The organism is Flavobacterium sp. (assembly GCF_036405015.1).
Classification (GTDB): domain Bacteria; phylum Bacteroidota; class Bacteroidia; order Flavobacteriales; family Flavobacteriaceae; genus Flavobacterium.
Genome location: NZ_DASWYK010000237.1, coordinates 1 through 12,169 on the forward strand (window position 1 = coordinate 1; position 12,169 = coordinate 12,169).

At 33.8% G+C, this 12,169-nt stretch carries 8 protein-coding genes, 1 pseudogene and 1 riboswitch; all 9 genes and pseudogenes read right to left on the bottom strand.

What is annotated here, in order from left to right:
- A pseudogene (locus VGE71_RS20670) lies at window positions 1-492 on the bottom strand (alkaline phosphatase); the annotation flags it as partial.
- Between the two features lie 348 nt (window positions 493-840).
- Window positions 841-2,376, bottom strand: coding sequence for a RagB/SusD family nutrient uptake outer membrane protein (locus VGE71_RS20675; RefSeq protein WP_331140003.1), 1,536 nt, complete (start codon window positions 2,374-2,376; stop codon window positions 841-843).
- A gap of 19 nt (window positions 2,377-2,395) precedes the next feature.
- Entirely contained in the window at window positions 2,396-5,713 is a 3,318-nt protein-coding gene (locus VGE71_RS20680) for a TonB-dependent receptor (RefSeq protein WP_331140004.1), read from the bottom strand.
- Between the two features lie 131 nt (window positions 5,714-5,844).
- Window positions 5,845-6,774 (bottom strand): FecR family protein, encoded by a 930-nt coding sequence (locus tag VGE71_RS20685; protein WP_331140005.1) that lies wholly within the window; start codon window positions 6,772-6,774, stop codon window positions 5,845-5,847.
- Between the two features lie 113 nt (window positions 6,775-6,887).
- The gene (locus VGE71_RS20690) at window positions 6,888-7,445 is read right to left on the bottom strand and encodes an RNA polymerase sigma-70 factor (RefSeq protein WP_331140006.1); all 558 of its coding nucleotides are present in this window, start codon (window positions 7,443-7,445) and stop codon (window positions 6,888-6,890) included.
- A gap of 437 nt (window positions 7,446-7,882) precedes the next feature.
- The gene (locus VGE71_RS20695; protein WP_331140007.1) at window positions 7,883-8,353 is read right to left on the bottom strand and encodes a cupin domain-containing protein; all 471 of its coding nucleotides are present in this window, start codon (window positions 8,351-8,353) and stop codon (window positions 7,883-7,885) included.
- Between the two features lie 278 nt (window positions 8,354-8,631).
- The gene (locus tag VGE71_RS20700; RefSeq protein ID WP_331140008.1) at window positions 8,632-10,104 is read right to left on the bottom strand and encodes an aminotransferase class V-fold PLP-dependent enzyme; all 1,473 of its coding nucleotides are present in this window, start codon (window positions 10,102-10,104) and stop codon (window positions 8,632-8,634) included.
- A gap of 45 nt (window positions 10,105-10,149) precedes the next feature.
- On the bottom strand, window positions 10,150-11,139 hold the full coding sequence (locus VGE71_RS20705; RefSeq protein WP_331140009.1) for a TlpA disulfide reductase family protein: 990 nt from the start codon (window positions 11,137-11,139) through the stop codon (window positions 10,150-10,152).
- Window positions 11,140-11,393: 254 nt separating this feature from the next.
- A riboswitch (SAM riboswitch) is annotated at window positions 11,394-11,494 on the bottom strand.
- A 235-nt stretch (window positions 11,495-11,729) separates the two neighbouring features.
- The gene (locus VGE71_RS20710) at window positions 11,730-12,071 is read right to left on the bottom strand and encodes a hypothetical protein (RefSeq protein ID WP_331140010.1); all 342 of its coding nucleotides are present in this window, start codon (window positions 12,069-12,071) and stop codon (window positions 11,730-11,732) included.
- Between the last annotated feature and the right edge of the window lie 98 nt (window positions 12,072-12,169).

The window sequence follows — 12,169 nt, forward strand, 5'->3', positions numbered from 1 at the left end:
ATTTTCATTCAGTCTTCCGTCAAAAAAGATAAAATCTGGATAAGCTGCCCAAAGCGATTGCAGCGGTCTGTTTCCAGAAATAACCACTTTAATATTTTTGTTCGAAATAATATCTGGATAGGTTTTTAACTGCTGCACAATTGTCTTTAAAGTCGCATCGGCATCCGACTTGATATCGATCATTAAGATCAAAGGTTTATTGCTTGGATATGCTTTTCCTTGCAATGTTTTCAATTTCACAGAAAGTGGTTCCAAATACATGCTTTTTAATGTATTATGCGAAGCTATTTCTTTAGAAGTATGGGCAACAAACAATTCGTTATTTACTAAAAAAACATCGGCTTCAATAACACCTGTTTCGTTAGAGTAAGCACCATAAAATGGCAATTTACTTTCGTAATCATTATGAGAATGAATATTGGAGGAACTGTATTCCTGTGCTTGGGCATACAGGCAAAATTGAAGGCAAAAAAGGGTGATTATTTTTTTCATTGAAAATAAATTATACAAACAAAAAGCTGTAGGTAACTTTTTGAAAGGTCTTGAAACAAAAAAGGTTTTAATAATTTTTTACAACCGCAGCCTCCCGACAAAAAGACTGCGGCGTAAAAACTAAAAAAACACAAATGAAATTATTATTAACCCGTTGGAAGTAATTAGTAACACATTGAAAAATAACATTTTTGAAGATTTAGAAAAGGCGTTTCACTTATTTAAATGCACATAGTTTGTCTATGTGTAAAAACTAGTTTCTTCGACTCTCTTTTTGAGACAAAAATCTATGTTTCTATGTGTTAAAATGTTTTTTTAAATTATACAAAACGAGTTATTATATATTTATTACCAGCCTTCGTTTTGAGGCAACATTCCTTTACTTACTGCGATTTCGTCTGGTGGTATTGGCCAAACATGGTGAATCGCTGGATTAAAATTACGAGCAGGATAAATGACACTTCCGTCATAATGATGTAATGGTTTTGCGTATGCTTCTTTTGCATCTCCCCAACGTACTAAATCAAAATGACGATCTGTCCATTCTCCAGCCAATTCGCATCTTCTTTCTCTTTTTAAATCAACCATTGTTGCTCCAGAAATATCCGTAAGACCTGCGCGGTGACGAATCATATTGATTTCTGTATCTGCATTTTGGCCTTTCATTAATTTCGCTTCCGCTAACATCAAAATCACATCTGCATAACGCAAAAGAGGCACATTTAAAGCTGTAGAAGGTTTGTCTCCGTTGGCATTTACATAACGAATATCAACACCTCCAGAAGTCGTTTTTGGATAACTGAAAGGCTCCATATATTTTTTAAACTGATAACCTGTTCTGTTGCTTGAACTTACTACATGATTTCCTTCATTAAAAGTCACTGTTTCTCCAAAGTAAACAAACTTGTCTCCTTTTTGTAAAATCGTAGCGCTTCTTCTTTTATCATTTGGAACATAAGTATCAAATAATTCTTTTGTTGGATAGAAATTTCCCCATCCGTTGTAAACTCCCCAGCCTTTATCTTCTAAACAAACTCCAGGAAAAATAGATCCTAAAGAAGTGTTTTCTGCACTTGAAGTCACAGACCAGATATATTCTGAAGACCAATTGTTACTGATTTTAAATACATCTTCAAAATTGTCTAACAGTTTGTGTTTTCCGCTAGCCACAATCATATTTGCATATTTGATGGCATTGTCCCAATCTTTAGCATACAAATACGTACGAACTAAATAAGCCCAAGCGGCAGTTTTATGAGCGCGCCCATAATTGTCTGGTGTAAGCTGATCGAAATACGGCAATAAATCGGCTGCTTTGATTAAATCGGCTGCGATGTACGCATAATTTTCAGCTACATTTTTAGCACGCGGAACATATACATTGGTGAAATTTTCTCTATCCTGAATTGGAATTCCAGCACGATCATCTCCGTAATGATAAGCCAATTCTAAGTGCATTACAGCATGGTTGAAATAAGCTTCACCTAACATTCCGTTTCTTGTACTTTCGTCCAAAGGAATATTTGGAAGGTTACGAATTACGTCATTACAACGTTTCATGATTTCGTAGTGAATTCTCCAGATATCTTTTGTATCAGATTCTGCTCCATCAACAATAAAATTCTTGATACGCTCAGCATTTTGTCTTGGTTTTGTTCCGATATCATCGCTGGCATTATTGAGCCAAAAGAAACCACGACCGTACATATTATCATCAGAATATAAAGCATATATTGAATTTACTCCCGCTTTTGCATCTGCTGGAGTTTTCCAGAAATTTCCGCTAGACGGAGCTCCCTGTGGTATAACATCAAGTTCACTTTCACAAGCCGAAGTGCCGATTAAAAGCACAAAACTCAATAATAAAAGACTTATTTTTTTCATTTTAATTGTTTTTTATTTTTTAAAAAGTTGCATTAACACCTGTCATGTAAATACGTGAAAGCGGATATTTTCCTAAATCCATTCCGAAATTTCTAAGACCAACTTCAGGATCCATTCCAGAATATTTTGTGATTGTAAATAAGTTTTGTCCAGAGATAAAGAATCTCAATTTTGCTTTTCCGTTCAACCAGCTTTCTTTAACCGTGTACCCAATTGAAACGTTTTTCAATCTTAAGAAAGAAGCATCTTCAATAAACAAATCAGAAATACGTCCGAAGTTGTTATTGTTGTCTGTTGAAGAAAGAACTGGAACATTTGTATTCGTATTTGTTGGTGACCAAGCATCTTTAGAATCTGCCAATAAATTATAACCAGGGAAAGAAGCATTTAAACCTGTATGTTTTACAGCATTGAAAACACTATTTCCTGCAGCTCCGTTGAAGAAGATATTCATATCAAATCCTCTGTATCTGAAATTAGCATTTAAGCTGTACGTTGTTTTCGGGAAAGGACTTCCTAATACCACTCTATCGCTGTTATTGATCACACCGTCGCCGTTTTCATCTTTAAATCTGATATCTCCTGCAACCGCATTTGGCTGATAGGCCACACCATCTTTGTTTACATATGCTTTTGCTTCAGCATCACTTTGAAATAATCCGTCAGTTGCATATCCGTAGAAAGCTCCAACTGGACTTCCAACTTGGTAAATATTAGCTAAAGGCAAACTACGAACTCTGCTTAAGTTTAAAGGCTCTAGAGAAGTTAAATCGTCTTTAATAGAAACAATTTTATTGCTTAAGAATCCTGCATTTGCTGTAACATCAAATTTAAATTCACCACGAGTTTTTTGGTACGTTAAACTTACTTCGATTCCTTTATTTTCAACATCTCCAGAGTTTACGATTCTTCCTTGAGGGGTTCCAGAAACTCCAGGCAATTGGTCACGAACCAACATGTCTTTGTTTGTTTTTACGTAAGCATCAACAGATCCTACTAAACTATTATTCAGCATTGTAAAATCTAAACCGATGTTAGTTTGTTCTGAACTTTCCCATTTTAAATTAGGGTTTGATAATTCGCTTTCTGCATAACCATAATTGATAGATGGCGTTGCTCCAATTAAAGCCTGAGTTTGTACCAAAGGCACACTAAATTGGTATGGTCCAAGATTTCCTAAGTTTCCAATTTGTCCCCAGCTTGCACGAAGTTTCAAATTGCTGATGATTGGTTCTAAACCTTTCATAAAGTTTTCTTCAGAAATTAACCAACCTGCAGAAACAGAAGGATATACTTTATAACGGTTATCTTTTAAAAGTTTTGAAGTTCCGTCGCGACGCACAATTCCAGAAAGCAAATATTTTTGATTAAAGTCGTAATTAATTCTTCCAACATAAGAAGAAATAATTTCATCTGATCTTCCTGCACCTGTCTGCTGAATTAATTTAGCATTTAATAAATAACGCTGAGATGGATCTTCGTTATCAAAACCAGTTCCTTCTACAGTGTAGAAATCTTTCTTAGTTTCTTGATATGTGTATCCCGCTAATGCTTTAAAGTTGTGTTTTCCTAATGATTTTTCATAAGAAATGGTCTGCTCACTCAATAAATCTGTAACCGTCAATGATTTTTGAGTCAATCTATTGAAGTCAAATATTTTTCCTGGCTCTGTAATTTTAACTGCAAAATCTGTAGCATTATCTTGAATTCTAGTATAACCCCAGTTTGATTTTACTTTTAAACCTGGAATAATTTCCCATTCTGCATAAGGATTAATCAAAACTGTCGAGATTGGATTTTTATTATCTAATCTTTTTAAGTATGCCACAGGATTGATAACGTCTCCATAAGAACCGATATATTTTTCTGGAACTCCTCCGAATTGTCCTGAACCATCTTCTCTATAAATAGTAGCATTTGGCGGATAAAAAATCGCTGCTAAAATCGCTCCTGTATAAGCATTTGCAGTATTAGCAGTCTGACCATCTGTTAAGGAGTATGATAAATTTTCTCCAATAGTGAAATTATCTGCCAATTTGAATGAAGAATTTGCTCTAACCGTATAACGTTCTCCATAAGTATTTAATAAAACACCTTCATTTTTTCTATAACTTCCAGAAAGAAAGAAATTAGATTTTTCTGTTTTTCCGTTTACCGAAAGAGACAAATCTTGAATGGCTCCTGTACGGAAAATCTCGTCCATCCAGTTTGTTTTTGTTGTTCTTGCAGTTGGTTCAAAAGCAGTATCAAAAGCAGGAATTCTTGGTAAACCAGCATTATCTCTTGCAATGTTCATCGCATCAGCATATTCTGCTGCGTTTAAAACATCTAATTTTTTAGCTACATTTTGAAAACCACCTTGGTAATTTACATTTACGTTAATGCGATCTGAAACACCTTTTTTAGAAGTAATTAAAATTACCCCTCCAGAAGCTCTTGCACCATAAATGGCTGCAGAAGCCGCATCTTTCAGAACACTGATCGAAGCAATATCATTTGGGTTGATTGTGTTTAAAGAACCGCTATAAATAATTCCGTCTAAAACAATTAATGGCGTTTCAGCATTTAAAGATCCAATACCACGAATATTGATTGTTGGAGAAGCAGTAGGGTCTCCACCGTCATTAATAACGGTAACACCTGCAACAGTTCCTTGCAATAATTCACCTGCATTGTTATACGTTCTGCTTGAAGTTTCTTTCATAGAAACAGAACCAACAGCGCCTAAAACTTCATTCTTTTTTACACTTCCATATCCCATCACAACTACTTCCTGAAGCTGTTTTACATCAGCTGCCAATTTTACTGTAATCGTTTGTGTGCTTGTTACTTTTACTTCTTGGGTTACATAACCAACGTACGAAAAAAGAAGTGTTGCTTCTGGAGCATTAATTTCCATTTTGAATGTTCCGTCAAAATCTGTTGCTGCAGTTGCGTTCGAACCTTTATCTTTAATTCCAACACCTGGCAACGGCATATTATCATCTCCACCGAAAACAGTTCCAGAAATAATAATTTTATTTTGATCTGCCACTTTTAGGTTTTTCTTAATCACAATATTGTTGCTCACAATTTCGTATCGAAGTGAAGCCCCGCAGATTTTATCCAACGCTTGTTCCAGCGTTACATTGCTTAATTTTAAACTCAGCTTCTGATTCGTATTTACTTGGCTGCTTTCGTACATAAAATGTACATCAACCTGATTTTCTATTTTTTCGAAAATATTTTTTATACTTTCATTTTCGACTTTTAAAGTCACCCTTTTGTTAATGTCAACAGTTCCGGCGTTTACTGTAAGCGTCGCAAAAAACAAAGTCATAAATAGGAAAAATTTCATTCCTACTGCCTTTATGCTTTGAGACTTTTGGGCATACCGCTTTTGTTTTTCAATCATAATTTTTAGATTTAGTTGGGATTGTTTTTGTTTATTAGTTTGCTACGTAGTTTTATTTTTGATACAGTAAAGAATTAATCTATTTTGTAAATTCCTGAGTCCATTTTATACTCGGCGTTGATGATGTTGCACACCAAACCAATAACCTGATCTGCAGGAAGTTCTTTAAAATAGGCGCTTATCTTTAAAGCATTTAGATTTTTGTTTTTGATTTCTATGGAAACATTATAATTGCGGTTGATCGTGGCAACAACTTCTGGAAGAGGTGTTTCTTCAAAAACCATTATATTTTTACGCCAAAGTGAAATCGTATTTACTGGGATATCTTTAAAAGCCTGAAGCTTATTATCATTAGATTTAAATACCACTTTTTGACCAGGAGTGACATATACATTTTCTTCTGTAACAGTCGATTTCACATTTACTTTTCCCGTCAAAACAGAAACTTCTTGTGTCGTCTGTTCTGGATAAGCCTGAACATTAAAACTTGTTCCTAAAACTTTGGTATCCATTTTATTGGTATGAATTATAAAGGGATGTTTTTTGTCTTTGGCTACATCAAAAAAAGCTTCCCCAGACAAATACACTTCTCTTGTATCACCTTTAAACTCCTTTGGATATTTTAAAATACTTCCTGCATTTAACCATATTTGTGTTCCATCACTTAAAGTAATCTGAGCATGTTCTCCTAATTTTGCTGTTAACTGCTTATTTTCAATTGAATTTGATGACTGGTAAAAAAACACCGATAATCCGATTAAGAAAACTAAAGAAGCGGCAACAGCCCAATTTTTATAATGAAGCGCAATAACGTTGTTTGTTTTCTTTATATCTCGTAATTCTTTTTTGAGCTGCGAACGATCAGATTGAATCACTTCCATATTATCAAAAAAATCATCTGTACGATCGTACCATTTATTCCACATTTCTTGTCCTTTCGGAGAATACTTTCCGTCTAAAAAATTTTTGATTTCGTTGTTTTCGTTATTTGAATTTTCAGGCATTATAATTTCTTTATGTCTTTAATAGTATGTCTTAGGAATTGTAGTTTGGGGTAGGCGCTGAAGGTTACGCTTCTGTTAAGAAAAAAGGGAAACCCTTAATTTGAATTTTACGTTTAATTGAATTCGCCCAAATACGTACGCATAAATTTGAGCGCATAAGTAATATGGTATTTTACGGTTTCGATGGAAACGTTTAATTCTTCAGCTATTTCTTTATTCGTGTAATGTTTTACATGACTTAGAATAAAAACTTCTTTTGATTTTTTAGGAAGTAAAGCTGCAGCTTCGTCAACTGCTTTTTGTAATTCGTCATAATAAATAGCATCTTCTGTTGCATTATGACTGGTATAAGCTACTACGTTTTTGTCTAAAACTTCTTGAATGTATTGATCGGTAACTTCATGCGATTTGATATAATCTAATGTCATATAGCGCACCGAAGTATAAATGTAGGCTGCGAAACTTTTCTGGATTACAATCGTTTTGCGTCGTTCCCAAATGGAGGTAAAAACTTCCTGAACAATTTCTTCTGAGATGGCAATAGATTTCATTCTTAAATAAACAAATCGAACAAGAATATCGCGGTATCTAAAATAAAGCTCATCAAAAGCTTTGTCTTTTCCAGATTTTAATAATTCGACAAGTTCTTCGTCTGTAAACTTCTTATACATGATACATTATTTTGATAGGAAAGATCAAATGAGAAGTACCAGCCGAGGTACTTTTTCTGATTTCGTATTGATAATGTTCGTGTTCTTTTAAAAATGACATATACAAAGTGTTGGGTTCTTTTTATATGTCTCCAAAATTAAAGATGAGGGTAGGTCGAAAAGGTTACGTTTACATTAATAAAGCCACCTTAAAACAAAACATATTATTAACATTTAAAACCAAAAGTTAGCTTAAAATAATACGTTGAAGCATTTGCAGTAAAAAAACAAAGAGCTTTTTCCTCTATAACAATCCTTCTCTTATAAAAAGCAGAAAATTGATGTTAGAAAGAGAAAAAAGCTCTTAACAAAAAATTAAAGACAAGGCGAAAAAACGTCTTTAAATAAATCTAATTCTTCTAAAAAAACTGAAAAAATAATTTTCTTCAGTTTCCTTATTATTTTATTCCAGCGTCTAATAATACCGCTAATTGAATACATGGAGAATCGGAACGGTTGCTCCACGCATGATTGGTTCCTCTTTGAATTACAATATCTCCAGCTTGAAGTAAAGTTTCTTCTTCGTCTACAATCAAATAGATTTCTCCAGCCAAAATCACGATATAATCTAAAGTATTAGTCTGATGCATTAACGGATGCGGTTGTCCTTCTGGCGCTACTATTCCTAAATCTTTGTCTGGCGGAATCTGTACATATCGAAAATAACTTCCATTTTTTGGTGTATTCGGAAAAGCAGTGTTTTCAATATAATTTTCCTCAAATTTTGCTGGCGAACTGTCTGTTGTCCAAATATCAGAAATGATTAAACCCGGAAAATGTTCCGAAACATTGGTTACTATATTGTCTTGTTCTATAATCGATTTCCCATTTCGTAAACCTGTTACGATTCTTCTTGGAATTGTTTTCATTTTAATTTTATTAATACGTTGGGTGAAATTACTATTTAACACATAGAAACATAGCTTTTACAAGTCTATAAAGGCGTTTCACTAATTTCAATGCACATAGCTATGTGTTAAAGCTTGCTTTTTTTATAATCTTAAACAAAAACAATAAAAAGCTATGTTTCTATGTGTTTAAATTAAATTTTTGTTCTATTTCAACCAATGAGTTCTTATTCTTTTTTTAATAGGAAACGAAAACCTAACAGATTCTAAAAATCCGTTAGGTTTAACTACTTAACTAACTAATCTAACTTAAACCATTCATTCACTTCGTTTGCTATTGAATCTTTTATTTCAGGATTTTCAAATTCATTTGTTGCAGGATTGTATTGATACTCTTTCTGCCATTTTTTATAATTCGAAGCCACTTTTTCAATCGCATCGCAGATGTAAAAAAGCTCTTCATTGGTCGTAATCGGATGCAGAGACAAACGAACCCAGCCTGGCTTATTGATTTGATTTCTCTCTAATAATTCATTAGTAATTACAGCCGATTTCTTTTCATTGATATTGAACAAATAATGAGCATACGTACTCGCACACGACCAGCCTCCGCGAACTTGAATTCCGAAACGGTCATTTAAAAGTCTTACGATTAAATTGTAATGAATGTCTTCAATCACAAAAGAAACACAGCCGATTCTTTCTACTGTCAAATCTCCCAAAATAGACAAACCTTTTATTTTTTGAAGTCTTGCAAAACAAAGTTCCAACAGTTCTTTTTCTCTGTTTTTAATGTTTGAAACGCCCATTTTTTCTTTTAGTTCCAAAGCCAAAGCTGTTCTAATAACTTGCAGAAAACCCGGTGTTCCTCCGTCTTCGCGAACTTCAATCACATCGCTATAACAATATTTTCCAAGCGGATTGGTCCATTTTACATTTCCGCCACCTGGATTATCTGGAAAATCAGATTGGTAGAGTTTTTCATTAAAAACCAAGACACCGCAAGTTCCTGGTCCGCCTAAAAATTTATGAGGCGAAAAGAATATCGCATCCAATTGTTGTTCTGGATCTTTTGGATGCATATCGATTTTGACATAAGGTGCAGAAGCTGCGAAATCTACAAAACACAATCCGCCGTTTTGATGCATGATTTTAGCCAATTCATGATAAGGTGTGATAATTCCGGTCACATTCGAACAGGCCGTAAACGAACCGATTTTTAAACTTCTATCTGCATATTTTTCTAATGCTCTTGAAAGGGCTTTTGGATCCACTAAATTATTTTCATCAGGAGGAAGAATTACGACTTCGGCATTGGTTTCATACCAAGGAACCTGATTCGAATGATGCTCCATGTGTGTGATGAAAACTACAGGTCTGTCTTCTTCATAAGAAGTTCTCAAACCCATAATGCGCTGTAGTTTTGATAAAGCAGCAGTCATTCCAGTTCCAGTTGTAACGAGAACATCTGACTCATTTGCGTTTACATGTTTTTTAATACTTTCTCTAGCGTACTGATAAGCGTAAGTCGAAGTTTTTCCTGTCTGACTGGAAAGTGAATGCGTATTGGCAATCATTGGACCGATTTTGTTAAGCATAATATCTTCGATCGGAACGTATAATCTTCCGCTGGCCACCCAATCTGCATAAACCAGATTCTGTTCACCATAAACCGATTCAAAAGTATGATCAATTCCTACTGTGTTTTCTCTAAACTTAGAGAAGTAACACTCTAACTCAATTGGTTCTGTTGTTGTCTCAATAGCATTCATTTCCTTATCATTTTAAATTAACTAATATTCTATTATTGTTTTTTATCAAATTTTATTTCCTAAAAGCGATTTTAAAGTCGACTGTAATTCTTCTCCTTGAAGATTTTTAGCTACAATAATTCCGTTTGAATCGACTAAGTAATTGCTCGGAATTGCTCTAATTCCGTATAGTTTTGCAACAGCACTGTTCCAAAAAAGCAAATCCGAAACATGCTGCCATGTTAAATGATCATCTTGAATTCCTTTAATCCAGTTTTCTTTCTTTTTATCTAAAGAGATTCCGATAATGTTGAATCCTTTATCATGAAACTCTTTGTAAGCCGCCACAATATTTGGATTTTCTCTTCGGCAAGGGCCACACCATGAAGCCCAAAAATCGACTAAAGTGTAACCTTTCAGATTTTCATAAAAATGAATTGGTTTTCCCTGCGGATCGTTGGCCGTAAAATCGGGTGCTTTTTTTCCAACCGCTAATCCGTCCAAAACAAGAGCCAAGTCTTTTAGTTCTTTCACGTAAGTGGTATTTTGCAATGTTTTATCTAGCAAAGTGATGTTTTCTCTAATTTGCTCTGGCGATAATCTGTACGACCAATTTCTGTACAACACATAAGCAGCAACAATAGATTTCGGATTTTCTGTAATGAATTTACTGATTTCTATGTCTTTCGATTTTTTGTAAGCCTCAAATAAATCTTGAGAAACAGAGCCTTCAACCACAGAATTGCTGTAATATTTCTTCGGATTTAATTTCACTGTAATCGGTCCTTTTTCAAGAAAAATAAACAACGGACTACTTGCTGTATTAACACTTAAACCATATAAATCTGGTGTTTTAACTTTGGTTTTAAAACTAAAATTCCCGTCTTTCACTTTTACCGAATCGATAGTGGTAAACATTTTATTGTGAAACTTTTGCAGATAAACATATTGTGCAACGGTATCAACAACAGTTCCTTTTAATTGTAAATTATTTTCCTGAGCCTGAATTTGAACAGCTCCAAGAAGTAGCGCAAAACCTAGTAGTATTTTTTTCATTTTATTTTGATTTTTAGTTTAGGATTGGACAAAAGAATTCCTGAGACCAATATGAAAAATGGTCTTTAGACATTATTATTTTAGAAAAAATTATTGGAGAATTTAGTGTCTTTACATTCGAAAGAAGGCAAGACTATTTTCTTCGAAAATTAAATTCAAAAGTTCGTAACTGGCGTATAAAATGGATTCTGTTTTCATTTCAAAAAATAAAAGTTTAGACTTAGATGAACTTATTCAGATTACGAGGAAATCTTTTCTTATCTGTCCCGCAAGACGGGAAGGATTTAGCACCTTATTCGGCAACAGGTTGCTAAGACGTCAATGGGCCTATTCCCTCAGTCTTTCTGGATAAGTATCATTCAGAACTTTTCTGTGGTACAAATATATATATTAATTCTATCAAATTAGTAGTATTTAGTAATATTTTTTAGAAAATAATTTTATGACGGATAAAAATATTTCTTAAATCCTTTTAAAAACAAGGCTTTAGATCCAAAATATATTTTTTGTTTTTTTTAATTTTAAAACAAAAAAGCGCATAAAAAAACTCATTTCGTTTTGGAAATGAGTTTCAAATGTACCGTTTTACCTTATTTGTTTTTTCTCTTTTTAGCACTTTCGGTCTGTAGTTTTACACTGTCTTTTTGTACTCCTTTAGCAGGTGTATAAGTTGAGCCATCTTGTATACTTTCTCCTGGTCCGCTTCCTCTGCCTGCTGTACTTAGAGAATCAGTATTTCCATTGGCAGCAGTTGGAGTTTGTGTGGTTGTAATATTGGTTGAGGTTGTTGCAGTATCTTGAACTGTGGTTGTACTATCTTCGGGAACGATATTGGTTTCGATTTTATCACTATAACCGTCGTTCTTTTTACAAGACGATAATCCCATTAAAACTGCAAAAAGTATGATGTTGAATTTCAATAAAGCTTTCATAATAAATGTTTTAAATATTTCTAAAAGCTAAGTAAGCACTAATAAAACGGTTTATTTTACAGTATTTCTATTAATTCTTATATAACCGTAATTTGAGA